The organism is Paraburkholderia phenoliruptrix, from assembly GCF_047325075.1.
Lineage (GTDB): Bacteria > Pseudomonadota > Gammaproteobacteria > Burkholderiales > Burkholderiaceae > Paraburkholderia > Paraburkholderia phenoliruptrix.
Genome location: NZ_CP168531.1, coordinates 1,463,854 through 1,479,523, shown reverse-complemented (window position 1 = coordinate 1,479,523; position 15,670 = coordinate 1,463,854). Strand labels below are relative to the sequence as shown.

Genomic DNA, 15,670 nt, shown 5'->3' with positions numbered 1-15,670 from the left:
CGTTAGCGGCCCGTGCGACGGCATCAGGCGCGCGCGCCGAGACGCGCGGCGACCATGATCGCCTTCATCTCGCGCACCGCGTTGTCCCAGCCGGCGAAAATCGCGTGCGCGACGATCGCATGACCGATGTTCAGCTCGACAATGCCGTCGATCGCCGCGATCTGCTGGACGTTCGTGTAGTGCAGGCCGTGCCCGGCGTTGACCTTGATGCCGAGCGTCGCGCCGAACTCGACCGCGCGGACCACGCGCTCGTATTCGCGCTGCTGTTCCGCGGGGTCGTGGGCTTCGGCGTAGCGCCCGGTGTGCAGTTCGATCACCGGCGCGCCGGCTTCGTGCGCGGCGCGAATCTGCGTTTCGTCCGGATCGATGAAGAGCGACACGCGCGAGTTCGCGTCCGCCAGTTGCCGGCATGCGGCGCGCACGGCCTCGAACTGGCCGGTCACATCGAGACCGCCCTCGGTCGTCAATTCCTGGCGCTTTTCCGGCACGAGGCAAACGTCGTGCGGCTGCACTTCGCAGGCGATGTCGAGCATTTCCTGCGTGACCGCGCATTCGAGGTTCATCCGCGTTTTCAGAAGCGGACGCAGCGCGCGCACGTCCGCGTCGACGATATGGCGGCGGTCCTCGCGCAAATGCAGCGTGATGGCGTCCGCGCCAGCCTCTTCCGCCATCAGCGCGGCGCGGATCGGATCCGGATACGGTGTGCCGCGCGCGTTGCGCAGCGTGGCGACGTGATCGATATTCACGCCGAGATCGATCACATTCGGCGACGTTAGGAAGAAGCTCATAAGTTCTGCAAGTCGATCAGAATCTGGCGCGTCGCGAGCGGCGTGCCGCCAAGATAAGTGTTGAGCAGAAAGCGCATCAGCGTTTTGCTTTGCGCCACGGTCTGCGCTCGATGGTAATCGTCCTTTTCCATATCGAGCAAGGTCTGGCCTGCGACCACCGGCCATTGCGCCGGCAAGTCGCCGGACGCTTCGCGCACGCCGCGTTCCGGGTCGAACACGTAGCGGCCACCGGCTTCGACGGCTCTGCGCGTGACCGTGCGATCCAGCGACATCGCGTAACCGGTCTCGCGCAACAGCACGCGCTCGAAGGAGCGGAGCACCTGGACCGGCGGCTCGTCGTGCGCGAGGCGCGTCATGGTGACCACGTAGTGATGGAAGAGTTGCGGATGCGGATCTTCGCGCGCACAGAATTTGACGAGCAGCTCGTTCACGTAGAAACCGCACAGGAGCGCGTCGCCGGTCAGAGGCAGCATGCCGCCGACCCATTCGGCGCCGGTGAGCGTGCGCACTTCCGACTTGCCCGACCATGACAGCGCGAGCGGCTGGAACGTCTGCAAGACGCCGCGCAACGCCGAGTGCGGCCGCTTCGCGCCCTTTGCGACGAGCGCGAGACGCCCGTGATCGCGCGACAGCACGTCGATGATCAGACTCGTCTCACGGTACGGATAGCTATGCAGAACGAAGGCGGGCTGCTCGGCGATCCGGTATTCGGAAGCTGCGCCCCCGCGCGACGACTTGCGGGCTGGCGCCTTGTGCGCCGGATCGCCGGCCGCGGCGCCGGCTTCAGCGGATTTTTTTGCGGATGATGTGCGGCTAGCGCGAGCGGACTTCGAGCGCTCGCGAGACGGCTCGGCCGGCTCCGAATCGTCCGGACCGGTGTCGGAATTCAGCGTGACCCACGCGTCATTCGTACCCATACGCGCGAAGTCCTGCTTCATTGTCGGCCCAGCCGCTCTTCACCTTGATGAAGGTTTCGAGATAGACGGGGCCGTCGAACAGCTTTTCCATGTCGAGGCGCGCCTCGGTGCTGATCTGCTTCAACTTGGCGCCCTTCTGGCCGATGATCATCGCCTTGTGCGTGTCACGTTCGACGAGAATCGTCGCGAAGATACGGCGCAGGCGCCCTTCCGTTTCGAACTTGTCGATCAGCACGGTGCTCGTGTAGGGCAGTTCGTCGCCGGTCCAGCGGAACACTTTTTCGCGCAGAATTTCCGCCGCCAGAAAGCGCTCGCTGCGATCGGTGAGATCGTCTTCGCCGTAAATCGGCGCGCCTTCCGGCAGGTAGGGCTTGACGGTCGCCATCAGACGCTTGATGTCGTCGGGGTTCTTGGCCGACAGCGGCACGATCTCGTTGAACGGGCGCAGGGCGCTCATCTGCTGCATGAACGGGAACAGCGAGTCTTTGTCGGACACGCGATCGAGCTTGTTCGCGATGAGCAGCGTGGGCACCGAAGGCGGAATCAGGTCGAGCACTTTCTGATCGTCTGCGCCGAAACGGCCGGCCTCGATCACGAACAGGATCGCGTCCACGGCGGTGAGCGTGGACGTCACCGCCCGGTTCAGCGACCGGTTCAGCGCGCTGCTGTGCTTGGTCTGGAAGCCGGGCGTGTCGACGAAAATGTACTGGGCGTCTTCCAGCGTATGGATGCCGGTGATGCGATGGCGCGTGGTCTGCGCCTTGCGCGACGTGATGCTGACTTTCTGGCCGACCAGCGCGTTCATCAGCGTCGATTTGCCGACGTTCGGGCGGCCGACGATCGCGACCATGCCGCAGCGAAAACCAGTGGGAGTGGGAGCGTTCATATTCGGGCTACGGCAGGTTCGGATCGACGCGCGAAAAGGCGCGCCTTGGCAATCAATGGCCCGCGTCGGCGACGCGCGTGGGTACCGCGTCGGCTACGCCGGGTTCGTGTTCGGTGCGCGCCGCGGCGCTGGTCGCCGGAGAGGCGCCGCTGCCCGCTGCCTCGCGGCTGCGGTGCGGCTTGTCCGTGCCGCGGGCGGTGGCGTCGGCGGGCTTCGTGTCGACGGGTTTGGTTTCAGCGGGTTTCAGGTCGGCGGTCTTTGGGTCGGCGGTCTTTGGGTCGGCGGTCTTTGGGTCGGCGGTCTTTGGGTCGGCAGCTTTAGGGTCCGCACTCTTTGAATCTGCGGCCCGCGGTTCGGCGGCCTTCAAGTCCGCGACTCTCGACTCCACCGCCTTCGATTCAGTCGGCTTGTCTGCCGCGGATTTCTCCGCCGCCTTCTCCACCGGTTTCTCGCTCACCTGGGCGGCAGGCCTATCCAGCCTGTCGGCTTTGTCCGCCATGTTGCCTCTTTCGGCCTTCTCGGTCTTGTCCGCGCGTTCGAGCCTCTCCGGCGCGCTGTACTCCACGTGGGCGGCGCGAATCACGGCAAGCGGTGCCGCGGCAGTCGCCACCGCGAGGGCCGCCCGCTCACCGACGGGCTCCGCGCCCGCCACCGCGCGCGCTTCGCCTCGCGCCGCCGCGCGTTCGTTTTTGCGGTCCGGGCTGCGCAGATCCAGCGCCGCCTGCACGCCGGTGACGCCTGGCACGATTTCGGCCTCAGCCTTTTTCGCCGCGCGGGCGCCCTTTGACCGCTTCGACTTGGAGACGACCGCAGGCGCTGCGGCCATGACTTCGTCGAGCGCTTTTTTCGCTGCAGCCTGCTCCGCCGCCCGGCGGCTCGCGCCGGAACCGGACACTTTCACGTCCAGCTTGGGCACTGTGCATTCGACTTCGAACTGCTGATTGTGCGCCGCACCATGGGTCGCGACAACGGTGTAGGTGGGCAGCGCAATCTTGTGCCCTTGCAGATATTCCTGCAGAAGCGTCTTGGCGTCCTTGCCGAGCGTGCGCGGGTCAATGTGATCGAGAATCGGCACGTAAAGACGCTTGATGACGGTCTGTGCGGCTTCAAAGCCGCCGTCGAGGAACACCGCACCCAGCACGGCTTCCAGCGTGTCGGCAAGGATGGACGGCCGGCGGAAACCGCCGCTGCGCAGTTCACCCTCGCCGAGGCGAAGTCCTTCCGAAATATTCAGGGCCTGAGCAATTTCGTAAAGCGATTGCTGCTTGACCAGATTCGCACGGACGCGCGACAAATCGCCCTCGTCCAGCTTGCCGAAACGTTGGAACAAAAGCGCAGCCACCGCGCAATTCAGAACGGAGTCGCCGAGAAATTCGAGCCGTTCGTTATGCGTGGAGCTATGACTGCGGTGCGTTAAAGCCTGGCGCAGCAATTCCGCATTGCGAAATTCGTAGCGCAGACGGCTTTCCAACGGAGATGAGGGCATGGGCAGAGTATAACGCGGGCGCCGTACCGGGCGAAAACGTGGTACGGCCAGCGGAAAAAGCGTGGTGAAGCGACGTTACCGGAGTTTCTTAAAGTGGCGTGGCAACACACCGCCGCTTTGACGGCCGCGTTCGTGATCGATCATGGACATGCGATCAGTCGATAAGCGGCGCGGCTCGCGGCGTGTCATGCAATTCACGCGAAGCTCACTGGAACGAACCAATGCGCTTGAGATTGCTGAAGTTCATCCAGATAAAAAACGCGCGGCCGACAATATTCTTATCCGGCGCAAAACCCCAATAGCGGCTGTCCGCACTGTTATCGCGGTTGTCGCCCATCATGAAGTAATTGCCCGGCGGCACCTTGCAGATAACGCCGCGTGCGTTGTAGGTGCAGTTATCGCGATAGGGATAATCTTCCGCGCCGACGATAAACGGCGGCACCGCAGGATTGTTCAGAATCGCATTCTTGCGGCCGTCCAGGTTTTCTTCAAACTGCTTTGCATAACCAAGACGTTCCTCGTCGAGATAATCGGGCAGCGGCGTTTCGGGCACCGGCTTGCCGTTGATCGTCAACTGCTTGTCCTGATAGGCGACCGTGTCGCCCGGCAAGCCGATCACGCGCTTGATGTAGTCGACCGACTCGTCTTTCGGATAGCGGAACACCACCACATCGCCGCGCTCAAGCGGCCGGCCCTCGGTGATTTTGGTGTTCGTGATCGGCAGACGGATGCCGTAGTCGAATTTATTGACGAGAATGAAGTCGCCCACGAGCAGCGTCGGCACCATGGAGCCCGACGGAATCTTGAACGGCTCCACGACGAACGAGCGCACCACGAAAACCACCAGAATCACGGGGAAAAAGCTCGCCGAATATTCGAGCCACCACGGTTGGCGCAGCTTGTCGTCGCGCAGACGAGCGCGCGTTTGCGCGGCGTTTTCATCGGCGAAACGCTCGCCGATGCGTTCCTGCTGACGGTCGAACTCCGCGACCGCCGCTTCCGCCGCGCGCCGCCGTTGCGGCATGAAAACCAGTTTGTCTGCGACCCATGCGACGCCCGTCAAAATGACGAGCACAAAAAGAATCAGCGCAAAATTCATAGGGTTCCGTTGTTCGTCTTATTTGTCTTCGACACGCAGGATGGCGAGGAAAGCCTCTTGCGGAATCTCGACGGACCCCACTTGCTTCATTCGCTTCTTGCCTGCCTTCTGCTTTTCCAGCAGCTTCTTTTTACGTGTAATGTCGCCGCCGTAGCATTTTGCCAGCACGTTCTTACGCAAGGCTTTAATGTTCTCACGCGCGATGATGTTCGAGCCGATGGTCGCCTGAACCGCGACGTCGTACATTTGACGCGGAATCAGCTCGCGCATTTTCGCCGCCACTTCGCGGCCGCGATACTGGCTTTGCGAGCGGTGCACGATGACCGACAGCGCGTCGACCTTGTCGCCGTTGATCAGCATGTCGACCTTCACCACATCCGACGCCCGGTATTCCTTGAACTCGTAATCCATCGACGCATAGCCGCGCGAAATGGACTTCAGGCGGTCGAAAAAGTCGAGCACGACTTCGCCCATCGGAATCTCGTAGGTCAACTGCACCTGGCGGCCGTGATACTGCATGTTGATCTGCGTGCCGCGTTTTTGCGTACACAGCGTGATCACCGGGCCGACGTAGTCCTGCGGCATGTACAGATTGACCGTGACGATCGGCTCGCGCACTTCTTCGATCTTCGACGGGTCGGGCATCTTGGCCGGATTCTCGACCATGATGACGGTGCCGTCGCGTTGCACGACCTCGTACACGACGGTGGGCGCGGTGGTGATCAGGTCCATGTCGAACTCGCGTTCGAGACGTTCCTGCACGATCTCCATGTGCAGAAGACCCAGGAAGCCACAGCGGAAACCAAAGCCCAACGCTTGCGAAACTTCAGGCTCGTAATGCAGCGATGCGTCGTTCAGTTTCAGCTTTTCCAGCGAGTCGCGCAGCGCGTCGTACTGATTCGCCTCGACCGGATAGAGGCCGGCGAACACCTGTGGCTTCACTTCCTTGAAGCCCGGCAGCGGCTCTTCGGCGGGACGGTTCACGAGCGTGACGGTATCGCCCACCTTCGCGGCGGCCAACTCCTTGATGCCCGCGATGATGAAGCCCACCTGCCCTGCCGACAACGTTTCCAGATTCTTCGACTTGGGCGTGAACACGCCGATGTGCTCGACCGGATACTGCGCGCCGGTGGCCATCAGGCGGATCCTGTCTTTCGGACGCAGCGTGCCGTTGACGATACGCACGAGCATGACGACACCGACGTAGTTGTCGAACCACGAGTCGATAATGAGCGCCTGCAGCGGCGCTTCCGGATCGCCCTTCGGCGGCGGCACTTTGGCGATCAGCGCCTCGAGCACGTCTTCGACGCCGAGACCGGTCTTCGCGCTGCAGTGCGTGGCGTCGGTCGCGTCAATGCCGATCACGTCTTCGATTTCGGCGATCGCGTTTTCCGGATTCGCGGCCGGCAAGTCGATCTTGTTGAGCACGGGAACGACTTCGACGCCCAATTCGATTGCCGTGTAGCAGTTGGCGACCGTTTGCGCCTCCACGCCCTGGCTCGCGTCCACCACCAGCAGCGCGCCTTCGCACGCGGACAGCGAGCGGCTGACTTCGTAGGAGAAGTCGACGTGGCCCGGCGTGTCGATCATGTTGAGGTTGTAGACCTTGCCGTCGCGCGCGCGATAGGACAGCGCCGCGGTTTGTGCCTTGATGGTGATGCCGCGCTCGCGCTCGAGATCCATCGAGTCGAGCACCTGGGCTTCCATCTCGCGGTCAGACAGACCGCCGCAAATCTGGATGATGCGATCGGCGAGCGTCGACTTGCCATGGTCGATGTGCGCAATGATCGAAAAGTTACGAATATGATCCATTCAGTGCCGATCAAGCAAAAAAGGCGCGCTCGGACAATAGCGGAGCACGCCTTGTAAGTAGGTGAAAAACTTATCTATTTTAGCCGAAAAGGCCGACGCCCGGCGCATCTTGCGCGCTTTGGGCGAGAAGCGGGTTCCCGAAAGACGCCCGAGCCGGGCAGAAAAATCCGCTTCCGACGTGCGTAGGCAATCGGAGGAAACACTCGCGGCAGAGCCCGACTGCCCTCAGCGAGCCGGTTCGGCGCCGGCAACGCGAGCCGCCAGCGCGCCGCGCACGCGTGCTTCGTCCAGATGGTAGTGACAGAGCTGCACGCCGTCGCACACCAGCACCGGCACGAGTTCGTTGTAGCGGGCCTCGAGCAACGGATCGCTGTCGACATCGATCACGACGACCTGCGCGCCGAACTCGGCCAGCAAGGGCTCGAGCGCCGCGCGCATGTTGTCGCACAAGTGGCACCACGCGCGCCCGTAGAGCGTGAGCGGCGCCGTCTTCGTCATTTCTGGACGCCGCGCGGACGAATCGGCACGAACTGCGTGTTCTCGCCGCGGCGGACCAGCAGCGCGACCATTTTCTGCGAGTCCAGATGCGCAGTGAGTTCGTCGAACTGCTTCGCACTCGTGATGTCGGTGTCGCCCACGCGCAGGATGATGTCGCCCTTCTGCAAGCCGACCCGCGCGGCCGGACCGTCCACCGCGTCGATCTGCACGCCGTTGCGCAGTTTGAGCGTGCGCAGCTGATCGGCTGGAATATCACTGACGGCCAGCCCGAGCGCGTTCGTGGCGCGCTGCTTCGGCGCCTGCGGCTTCTTCTGATCGGCCTTCGACGTCTTGTCAGGCTGCATCTCGGCGATCGTGACCGGCAGATCCCGCGTTTGGCCCTTGCGCCAGACGGTGATGGTCGCCTTCGTGCCCGGCTTCGTGTCGCCGACCATGCGCGGCAGGTCCGTCGCCGTATCGACCGAATGGCCGTTGAACTTGAGGATGATGTCGCCCGGCTGCACGCCCGCCTTGTCCGCCGGGCCGCCCGGCTCGACGCTGCTGACGAGCGCGCCTTGCGCCTTCGGCAAGCCGAGCGAGTCCGCGACATCTTTCGTCACTTCGCCGATTGCCACCGCGATGCGGCCGCGCACCACCTTGCCCGACGCTTTCAGCTGGTCGGCCACGCGCATTGCCTCGTCGATCGGGATGGCGAACGAGATCCCCATGAAACCGCCGGTGCGGCTGTAGATCTGCGAGTTGATGCCGATCACCTCGCCCTGCATATTGATGAGCGGGCCGCCCGAGTTGCCGGGATTGACGGCCACGTCGGTCTGGATAAACGGCAGATAGTCGCCGGTATCGCGTCCCTTCGCGCTGACGATGCCGGCCGTGACTGTATTCTCGAGGCCGAACGGCGAGCCGATCGCGACGACCCACTCGCCCACGCGAACCTTATTCGAATCGCCGATGGTGATGGTCGGCAGGTTCGCGGCGCTGATCTTGACGACCGCGACATCCGTCCGGTCGTCCACGCCGATGAGCTTCGCCTTGAACTCGCGCTTGTCGGTCAGCGTGACGTAAATGGTGTCCGCGTCGTCGATGACGTGCGCATTGGTCATCACGTAGCCGTCGGCCGACAAGATGAAGCCCGAGCCCACGCCACTGTTCTGTTCCGGATCGTTGCTGTCCGGCCCGTCCTGGCTACCACCGCTACCACCGTTATCGCCGCCGCGCGGCGCGCCGGGCGATTGTGGCGACTGCGGCATCGGAATGCCGAAGAAGCGGCGGAAGAACTCGGACATGTCGCCGTCGTCCATGCCGGGCGGCAATGCGCCCCGCGGCCCCCCGCTGCTCGTCACGCGCGTGGTCGTGCGAATGTTGACGACAGCCGGACCGACCTTGTCGACGAGGTCAGTGAAGTCGGGCAGATTGGCTGCGGAGGCCGCCGACGCCGTGTGCGGTGCGAACGGCAAACATGCCGCCACTACCGCGGCCGCGAGAAATTTGCGCACCGAGAAAGTCGTCATATCGTAGGAAGCCGAGGGATGCAGGAGTCGGAGAATTACTTCGGAGCCTTGTATTCTATGGCAGACGCAAATTGCTGCAACGTGGCCTGAGGGACTTCACCGAGCAGGGTAATCCAGAAGTCGCCGCGGCGCTTCACCAGCACGTGCGTCGCGCCGCTGCTGCCCGCGCCTTCCTTGCGCGTGTTGTTCTCAACCGGCTCGATGAACACCGAGACCGCGGCGAGACCGTCGGAAAACACCGCCTGATCGACCGGAATGGTCGGTTGGCCGGCTTCGCGCGCGGCCATCGGACGGCGCAATTCGCGAATCTTGCGAAAACCCGGCACGGCCGAGCCGAATTGCCACCCTTGCGCAGCCATGTCAACCGGCTCGATGGGCGGATGCACCACCGTCCAGCCGGCGGTGTTGCGAATACCGTTCACGATACCCGCCTTCTCAACCGGCACACCGATGCGAATTTGCGAAAAGGACAGTTGTTCGAGCACCTGGCCGTTCGGATCGAGCGTTTGAGCGCGCAGCAGCAAGCCCGTTTTCTTGTCGGCCCACAGCTTGTAAGCGAAACGGTAGGCGTCTTTGGGGTCGAGTTCGATCACCTGGCTTTCGACGCCCGCCACGCGATCGTCGCCGAGCAATTTCGGCTCGTATACGGACAGCACCTGCTCGCCGCTCACAGCCAGCAAGGCGGGGAACGAGTCTTTGTTCTGGCGCTTTTCGACCACACACAAGTGGCGCTCGGGCACGAACGTGTAGAGCTCGTCGTTATGACGCAGCATCTTGCGCGGCTTGCCGTCGAGGCTCTCCAACTGCTCGAACTCGCCTTCGGCCCGCGTCGCGTAATGGGCGATGCGCGACGTCTGAACGAAATTGCCGCGCTGATAGACGAACGCGCCCTCGTAGTTCTGCTGCTGCGCGGCCTGATGAATGCGGTCCAGCAGATCGGCGGCCGTGCGGCGGGCGACGAGCGGGTCCTCGGTTTGTGCAAATACCCGCGGTGTAGCGGACAACAATACGGCTGCGCAGAACAGGAATGCCGGCAGCCGCCCCCAGATAGTCGTTGTATTGAACCGCGGAGTCTGCATCAAACTATTGGCCTTGCGTGGAAACGGCGGCAGCGCGAATCAGCGGCATGGAGCCCGGCATGACCGGTTGCTGCGCGAATTGCTGATGGGCTTCCAGATACTGGTCGAGGCTCGCGTCGCGAATGATATTGGCGTCTTGTGCCGCCGGCATGACATTGGCCGCGGGCACGGGCGCCATGGCGACCTTCTGCAGCGCGTCGCCATGCGACGACACGGAGGCAACCTGGGTGGCACCGGGGCCGCCAGGCACGCCTTGCAACTGCGGGACCACTATCCACGTGAGCGTAGCGGCCGCGGCTGCCACGGCAAAGGCCGGCACCACACGGCGACGCAAAGCCAGCAGGCGCCGCGCGACCGGCTGCGCAGCCGGCGCGAGCAAATGCGGCTCGCTCTCGAGGCGCGCAGCCAAGCCACTCAGGAAAGCGCTGCTGGCCGCGGAACTGACCGCGAGATCGTCGGAACGCAACGCGTCGCCGATCAGATGATAGCTGGACCATGCGGCGCGATCTTCGCCGTCCAGCTCGGACAGAAACCTGTCAAGATTCAGATGCTCTTCGCCGAACAGCTCACCGTCGACAAAAGCGGACAGACGCTCGCCGCGCGAACTGGCTTGCGATTGCATCGAGACCGACCCCATGATGCTCCCCATCTTACAAAAACCCCGTAGTGACACCACTAATCCAGATATTGCACCCGCGCCCCGTGCGGCCGGCTGGGCTTACCAGCGCTTGCCTTCAGGTGTGTCAAGCAACGGACGCAATTTTGCCGCAATGGCTTCGCGAGCGCGGAAAATTCGCGATCTGACGGTGCCGATCGGGCAGCCCATCATCTCAGCGATTTCCTCGTAGCTCAAACCTTCAATTTCACGAAGAGTAATGGCGGTGCGCAGCTCTTCCGGTAAAACCGCCATCGCAGCATTGACCGTCTCGGCGATCTGCTTGCTCATCAACATCGACTCAGGCGTGTTGATATCCCTTAGTTGGTCGGCGTCGGAGAAAGTTTCAGCTTCTTCAGCATCGGCTTCCGTCGATGTCGGCGCGCGCCGGCCCTGGGTCGCAAGGTAGTTCTTCGCCGTGTTGACCGCAATCCGGTACAACCACGTATAAAACGCGGACTCGCCGCGAAATTGCGGCAACGCGCGGTAAGCCTTGATGAAAGCGTCTTGCGCGACGTCTTCCACTTCGGCGGGGTCGCGCACGAGGCGCGAGATCAGCCGGAGAATCTTGCGGTGGTATTTGGAGACCAGAAGCTCGAACGCGGCCTTGTCGCCCTTCTGGACGCGTTCGACCAGCACCTGATCAATTTCTTTTTCGCTCACCTGATAAATCCGTTAACTTGAGGGCGCATGACGGGGGCACCATTGTAGCGTCCGCCCCGACAGGGCGCGTTACGGGGGACATGCCGCCCGGTAACAGCGGTTACAGTCGTAACAGTCACGCGCCGGCGCGCCGCCGGGCCCGCACCGCGAGCTCGCGGAAAATCGCTGGCGGGACTGTGTCGGCGGGCACAAGCAGCGTGTGCCGGCGGCCCTCGTCCGGCTTCAGGACGAGCACGAGCAAACGGTCGCTCCAGTGCGCGCAGCCGGCTATGCGGCCTTGCGCGAGCAGAACACCCGCCCGCCCCCACGCAGTGAGGCTCTCGCGCCCCATTGTCAGCGCGACAGGCTGCGCCCGGTCGTGCCTCACCGAGCACAGCGCAAGAAGCGCGAACGCGGCAAGCGCCAACGGAAGTGCCTGCAGGACGCCCAGCCACGACGACACGCAGCTATAAACCGCCGCCGACGCCGTCGCGACGCAAGCGGCAGACACAGCACGCATCGTAAAAGAGCGCCGCAGCGCGATTCGCTGCGGCGCTCTCGCGGACGTAGCCGTCTCAGGGGAAAGCGCCGGCGAGGCCGGCGCCGTCGGCTGGCGCGTCACCCGGCTGCGAGCCTCAGGCGCGCTTGAAGACCAGCGTGCCGTTCGTGCCGCCGAACCCGAACGAGTTCTTCAGCGCGACGTCGATCTTCATCTCCCGCGCGGTGTTGGCACAGTAGTCCAGGTCGCAAGCGGGGTCCTGGTTGAAGATGTTGATCGTGGGCGGCGACACCTGATGGTGCACGGCAAGCACGGTGAACACCGACTCGAGACCGCCGGCGCCGCCAAGCAGGTGACCCGTCATCGACTTCGTCGAATTCACGACGATGTTTTTGGCGTGGTCGCCGAACGCGCGCTTGATACCGGTCGTTTCAGCCAGGTCGCCGAGCGGCGTGGACGTGCCGTGCGCATTCAGATAATTCACCTGATCGGCGTTGACGCCCGCGTTCTTCAGGGCTGCGAGCATGCAGCGGCGCGCGCCGTCGCCATCTTCGAGCGGTGCGGTCATGTGATAGGCGTCGCCACTCATCCCATAGCCGCCGACTTCGGCGTAAATCTTCGCGCCGCGCGCCTTGGCGTGCTCGTACTCTTCGAGCACCATCACGCCGGCGCCTTCGCCGAGCACGAAACCGTCGCGGTCCTTGTCCCACGGACGGCTCGCCGTTGCCGGATCGTCATTGCGTTGCGACAGCGCGCGCGCCGCCGCGAAGCCGCCGATACCGAGCGGCGAGACAGTCGACTCCGCGCCGCCCGCGATCATCACGTCGGCGTCGCCATATTCGATCAGGCGCGAAGCCTCGCCGATACAGTGCAGACCCGTCGTACACGCCGTCACGATGGCGAGATTCGGGCCCTTGATGCCGAACTTGATCGACAGGTGACCCGAGATCATGTTGATGATCGACGCCGGCACGAAGAACGGCGAGATGCGGCGCGGCCCGCGATTGAGCAGTTCGGTTTGCGTGACTTCGATCATCGGCAGGCCGCCGATACCCGAACCCACCACGACGCCGATACGTTCCGAATTTTCGTCGGTGACTTGAAGGCCGCTGTCCTGCATCGCCTGGATGCCTGCGGCCACGCCATAATGGATGAACGTATCCATGTGGCGCGCTTCCTTACCGGGGATGTAGTCCTCGATATTGAAGCCCTTCACCTCGCCGGCGAAACGAGTCGAGAAGTTCGACGCGTCGAACTTCGTGATATTGGCAATACCCGACTTGCCGGCGACCAGATTGGCCCAACCGTCGGCAACATTATTGCCAACAGGCGAAATCAGCCCCAGGCCTGTAACAACAACACGACGGCGGCTCACGGTAACCTCTTTTTCATAGATGACAAAAACAAAAGCCACAGCGGCCACAGGAACCTGCCCTGTGCACCCTGTGGCTGTTAAGTCGGCAATCGCGCGGAAACTTGCGCTGTCAACATCGCTGGCTCCTGCATGGCAACGCTTGCGGCAAGCGGCGTGGCAAAGAACGCCGGCCCCGATAGCGTCGGCAACCGACGCGGCAGGGCGTCATGCGCCGCTAACGCCAGGACGCAGGTGCGAATGACCTTAGGCCTTGACGTTTGCGCGAGCGTAGTCGATCGCTTGCTGAACGGTGGTGATCTTCTCGGCTTCTTCATCCGGAATTTCCATGCCGAATTCGTCTTCGAGGGCCATCACGAGTTCAACCGTGTCCAGCGAGTCGGCGCCGAGGTCGTTCACGAACGAAGCTTCGTTCTTGATTTCCGCTTCGGCCACGCCCAGTTGTTCTGCGACGATCTTCTTGACGCGCTGTTCGATATTGTCCATTACCCCTCCAAGGGAAAGAAGTTCAAAAATACAGGTGCGCGCATTTTATCAGGTTTGACCCGGCAAAAAAGCGGCGCATCAGGTTGCTGTCAAGGCATGCGCCCGACGCATTCGAGGAACGCATCAAGGCGCGGATAGTAACCGAATTTGGTTACGACATGTACATTCCGCCGTTCACATGCATCGTCGTGCCGGTGATGTAACCGGCTTGCGGCGACGCGAGAAAAGCGACGGCGTGCGCGATATCTTCTGGGCTGCCGAGACGGCCGAGCGGAATCTGTGTTTTGAGCGCGGTTTGCTGTTCTTCGGGCAAGGTGCGCGTCATGTCGGTGTCGATGAAGCCAGGCGCCACGCAGTTCACCGTGATGCCGCGGCTGCCGATTTCACGTGCGAGCGCGCGCGTCATACCGGCCACGCCTGCTTTCGCCGCGGCGTAGTTGACCTGCCCCGGGTTGCCGGCCGAACCGACCACCGACGTGATGTTGATAATGCGGCCGCCCTTCGCCTTCATCATCGGGCGCAGCACCGCGCGCGACAGACGGAACACCGACTTCAGGTTCGTGTCGATCACCGCGTCCCAGTCGTCGTCTTTCATGCGCATGGCCAACTGGTCCTGCGTGATGCCGGCGTTGTTCACCAGCACGTGCAGCGCGCCGAATTCCTTCACCGTGCCGTCGATCAGCGCTTCCGCAGCCGCCGCGTCGTTCACGTCGAGCACCGCGCCGCGGCCGCTCACGCCAGCCGCATTGAACGCTTCACTGATGGCCGCCGCTCCGCTTTCGCTGGTCGCCGTACCGATCACAGTGGCGCCCTGGCGCGCGAGCTCCAGCGCAATGGCGCGGCCAATGCCGCGCGAGGCGCCCGTGACGATTGCGATGTGCTTGTCGAGATTCTTTTCCATCTGTCGATCCGAATGCCCTTCGGAGGGCTGATTGATTGCTGATGCTTGCTGCGCTGTCTGTGCGATGTCGCACTCAGTTGGCTGTCAGGAGCTTGAGCGTTTCTTCGAGCGAGGCCGGATCGAACACCGACGCGCCGATCAGATTGCCGTCGATGCGCTTGGTCAATCCCGCAAGGACCTTGCCCGGCCCGCATTCGACGACGTGCGTCACGCCCTGCGCCGCCATGGCCTGCACGCTCTCGACCCAGCGCACGGCGCCCGCCGCCTGGCGCACCAGCGCGTCCTTGATCTGCGCCGGCTCGTTGACGATGGCGACGTCGACATTGTTGATGACGGGGATGGACGGCACCTGCACGTTGACGCTTGCCAGGTATTCGCGCAGCTGATCCGAAGCCGGCTTGAGCAGCGACGAGTGGAACGGCGCCGACACCGGCAGCGGCAGCGCGCGTTTTGCGCCCTTCGCCTTCGCGACTTCGCAGGCCTTCTCGACGGCGGCCTTATGGCCCGCGATCACGACTTGCGACGGCGCATTGAAATTGACCGCTTCGACGACGCCCGCCGCCGACGCTTCCGCGCACACCGCGCGCACCGTGTCGTCGTCGAGACCGAGAATCGCCGCCATGCCGCCTTCGCCGACGGGCACAGCCGTTTGCATGACTTGCGCACGGAAACGCACGAGCGGCACGGCGTCGCGAAACGCGATGGCGCCCGCCGCGACGAGCGCCGTGTATTCGCCGAGACTATGGCCGGCGACGAGAGCCGGCGCCGGGCCGCCTGCCTGCTGCCACGCGCGGTAGATCGCGTAGGCCGCCGTCAGCATGACCGGCTGCGTGTTGGTGGTGAGATTGAGATCTTCCGCGGGGCCTTCGGCGATCAGCTTGCCGAGGTCCTGATTGAGCGCGTCGGACGCTTCCTGAACCGTCTCGCGCACAATGGGCTGATCGGCGAAAGCGTTGAGCATGCCGACCGATTGCGAACCCTGTCCAGGAAAAACGAACGCAAATTTCATATCGTCCCCAAAATCGATTTAGTCAGATGTAGG

16 protein-coding genes are annotated in these 15,670 nt (G+C 63.2%); all 16 read right to left on the bottom strand.

Features of this window, described 5'->3' with window-relative positions; all coding sequences use genetic code 11:
* Positions 1–23: 23 nt before the first annotated feature.
* The 16 genes from pdxJ to fabD all read right to left on the bottom strand — a co-directional run bounded on the left by pdxJ (position 24) and on the right by fabD (position 15,637).
* Positions 24–788 carry a pyridoxine 5'-phosphate synthase gene (gene pdxJ / locus ACEN8U_RS18880; RefSeq protein ID WP_015003388.1) on the bottom strand — a complete coding sequence of 255 codons (765 nt, stop codon included), beginning with the start codon at positions 786–788 and terminating at the stop codon, positions 24–26.
* Positions 785–1,705, bottom strand: coding sequence for a DNA repair protein RecO (gene recO, locus ACEN8U_RS18875; protein ID WP_015003389.1), 921 nt, complete (start codon positions 1,703–1,705; stop codon positions 785–787). The genes pdxJ and recO overlap by 4 nt, the downstream gene beginning before the upstream one ends.
* The gene (gene era, locus ACEN8U_RS18870; RefSeq protein ID WP_028362844.1) at positions 1,692–2,591 is read right to left on the bottom strand and encodes a GTPase Era; all 900 of its coding nucleotides are present in this window, start codon (positions 2,589–2,591) and stop codon (positions 1,692–1,694) included. The genes recO and era overlap by 14 nt, the downstream gene beginning before the upstream one ends.
* Positions 2,592–2,643: 52 nt before the next feature.
* The gene (rnc, locus tag ACEN8U_RS18865; RefSeq protein WP_041745628.1) at positions 2,644–4,077 is read right to left on the bottom strand and encodes a ribonuclease III; all 1,434 of its coding nucleotides are present in this window, start codon (positions 4,075–4,077) and stop codon (positions 2,644–2,646) included.
* A gap of 205 nt (positions 4,078–4,282) precedes the next feature.
* Positions 4,283–5,176 (bottom strand): signal peptidase I, encoded by an 894-nt coding sequence (gene lepB, locus ACEN8U_RS18860; protein WP_013589153.1) that lies wholly within the window; start codon positions 5,174–5,176, stop codon positions 4,283–4,285.
* 18 nt (positions 5,177–5,194) lie between these two features.
* Positions 5,195–6,988 (bottom strand): translation elongation factor 4, encoded by a 1,794-nt coding sequence (lepA, locus tag ACEN8U_RS18855; RefSeq protein WP_015003391.1) that lies wholly within the window; start codon positions 6,986–6,988, stop codon positions 5,195–5,197.
* A gap of 225 nt (positions 6,989–7,213) precedes the next feature.
* Complete coding sequence (locus tag ACEN8U_RS18850; protein WP_015003392.1) at positions 7,214–7,486, bottom strand: glutaredoxin family protein; 273 nt, start codon at positions 7,484–7,486, stop codon at positions 7,214–7,216.
* Positions 7,483–8,994 carry a DegQ family serine endoprotease gene (locus ACEN8U_RS18845; RefSeq protein ID WP_015003393.1) on the bottom strand — a complete coding sequence of 504 codons (1,512 nt, stop codon included), beginning with the start codon at positions 8,992–8,994 and terminating at the stop codon, positions 7,483–7,485. Before ACEN8U_RS18845 ends, ACEN8U_RS18850 begins: the two co-directional genes overlap by 4 nt.
* Before the next feature lie 35 nt (positions 8,995–9,029).
* Positions 9,030–10,073 (bottom strand): MucB/RseB C-terminal domain-containing protein, encoded by a 1,044-nt coding sequence (locus tag ACEN8U_RS18840; RefSeq protein WP_015003394.1) that lies wholly within the window; start codon positions 10,071–10,073, stop codon positions 9,030–9,032.
* Between the two features lie 4 nt (positions 10,074–10,077).
* A complete protein-coding gene (locus ACEN8U_RS18835; RefSeq protein ID WP_041745630.1) occupies positions 10,078–10,710 on the bottom strand; it encodes a sigma-E factor negative regulatory protein in 633 nt (210 codons plus the stop codon).
* A gap of 81 nt (positions 10,711–10,791) precedes the next feature.
* Entirely contained in the window at positions 10,792–11,391 is a 600-nt protein-coding gene (gene rpoE, locus ACEN8U_RS18830; RefSeq protein WP_006051939.1) for an RNA polymerase sigma factor RpoE, read from the bottom strand.
* 115 nt (positions 11,392–11,506) lie between these two features.
* Complete coding sequence (locus ACEN8U_RS18825; protein ID WP_041745633.1) at positions 11,507–11,890, bottom strand: protein YgfX; 384 nt, start codon at positions 11,888–11,890, stop codon at positions 11,507–11,509.
* Positions 11,891–12,005: 115 nt separating this feature from the next.
* A complete protein-coding gene (gene fabF, locus ACEN8U_RS18820) occupies positions 12,006–13,244 on the bottom strand; it encodes a beta-ketoacyl-ACP synthase II (RefSeq protein WP_013589160.1) in 1,239 nt (412 codons plus the stop codon).
* 243 nt (positions 13,245–13,487) lie between these two features.
* On the bottom strand, positions 13,488–13,727 hold the full coding sequence (gene acpP, locus ACEN8U_RS18815) for an acyl carrier protein (RefSeq protein ID WP_004197638.1): 240 nt from the start codon (positions 13,725–13,727) through the stop codon (positions 13,488–13,490).
* 151 nt (positions 13,728–13,878) lie between these two features.
* Positions 13,879–14,628: a 3-oxoacyl-ACP reductase FabG gene (gene fabG, locus ACEN8U_RS18810; RefSeq protein ID WP_015003398.1), complete on the bottom strand. Its 750-nt coding sequence runs from the start codon at positions 14,626–14,628 to the stop codon at positions 13,879–13,881.
* Between the two features lie 73 nt (positions 14,629–14,701).
* Positions 14,702–15,637 carry an ACP S-malonyltransferase gene (gene fabD, locus ACEN8U_RS18805; RefSeq protein ID WP_015003399.1) on the bottom strand — a complete coding sequence of 312 codons (936 nt, stop codon included), beginning with the start codon at positions 15,635–15,637 and terminating at the stop codon, positions 14,702–14,704.
* Between the last annotated feature and the right edge of the window lie 33 nt (positions 15,638–15,670).

Coding starts and splice junctions, on each gene's coding strand:
- lepA (WP_015003391.1), bottom strand. CDS start 6,988: ATGGATCATATTCGTAACTTTTCGATCATTGCGCACATCGACCATGGC.
- ACEN8U_RS18850 (WP_015003392.1), bottom strand. CDS start 7,486: ATGACGAAGACGGCGCCGCTCACGCTCTACGGGCGCGCGTGGTGCCAC.
- acpP (WP_004197638.1), bottom strand. CDS start 13,727: ATGGACAATATCGAACAGCGCGTCAAGAAGATCGTCGCAGAACAACTG.
- lepB (WP_013589153.1), bottom strand. CDS start 5,176: ATGAATTTTGCGCTGATTCTTTTTGTGCTCGTCATTTTGACGGGCGTC.
- recO (WP_015003389.1), bottom strand. CDS start 1,705: ATGGGTACGAATGACGCGTGGGTCACGCTGAATTCCGACACCGGTCCG.
- ACEN8U_RS18825 (WP_041745633.1), bottom strand. CDS start 11,890: ATGCGTGCTGTGTCTGCCGCTTGCGTCGCGACGGCGTCGGCGGCGGTT.
- ACEN8U_RS18845 (WP_015003393.1), bottom strand. CDS start 8,994: ATGACGACTTTCTCGGTGCGCAAATTTCTCGCGGCCGCGGTAGTGGCG.
- pdxJ (WP_015003388.1), bottom strand. CDS start 788: ATGAGCTTCTTCCTAACGTCGCCGAATGTGATCGATCTCGGCGTGAAT.
- ACEN8U_RS18840 (WP_015003394.1), bottom strand. CDS start 10,073: ATGCAGACTCCGCGGTTCAATACAACGACTATCTGGGGGCGGCTGCCG.
- ACEN8U_RS18835 (WP_041745630.1), bottom strand. CDS start 10,710: ATGGGGTCGGTCTCGATGCAATCGCAAGCCAGTTCGCGCGGCGAGCGT.
- fabD (WP_015003399.1), bottom strand. CDS start 15,637: ATGAAATTTGCGTTCGTTTTTCCTGGACAGGGTTCGCAATCGGTCGGC.
- era (WP_028362844.1), bottom strand. CDS start 2,591: ATGAACGCTCCCACTCCCACTGGTTTTCGCTGCGGCATGGTCGCGATC.
- rnc (WP_041745628.1), bottom strand. CDS start 4,077: ATGCCCTCATCTCCGTTGGAAAGCCGTCTGCGCTACGAATTTCGCAAT.
- fabG (WP_015003398.1), bottom strand. CDS start 14,628: ATGGAAAAGAATCTCGACAAGCACATCGCAATCGTCACGGGCGCCTCG.